Origin of the sequence: Massilia mucilaginosa (assembly GCF_011682145.1) — a bacterium.
Lineage (GTDB): Bacteria > Pseudomonadota > Gammaproteobacteria > Burkholderiales > Burkholderiaceae_D > Telluria_A > Telluria_A mucilaginosa.
On record NZ_WHJH01000410.1, the window covers coordinates 1 to 216 of the forward strand.

The following is a 216-nucleotide window of genomic DNA, read 5'->3' on the forward strand; positions in this document are numbered from 1 at the left end:
ATACGCGCATCGCCAAGACCCGCGCCCGGATCGAGCATGTGTTTGCCGGCCTGGCCGAGATGGGCGGCAAGGGCCTGCGCACGATCGGACTGGCGCGCGCCACGTTGCAGCTCAATTGGAAGGTCGCTGCTTACAATTTGCGGCGCCTGGTCTACTTGAAGGAGGCCAGGGTCGAGGCGTTCTGACGCCCGCAGTCCGTCCGGACTGCACAAAATG

The 216-nt window shown here is 64.4% G+C and carries 1 protein-coding gene; it reads left to right on the forward strand.

Annotated features, from left to right (window positions below; translation table 11 throughout):
* A partial coding sequence (locus F2P45_RS37610) for a transposase (protein ID WP_166882403.1) occupies window positions 1-185 on the forward strand: 185 nt, incomplete at its 5' end.
* Window positions 186-216 lie beyond the last annotated feature (31 nt).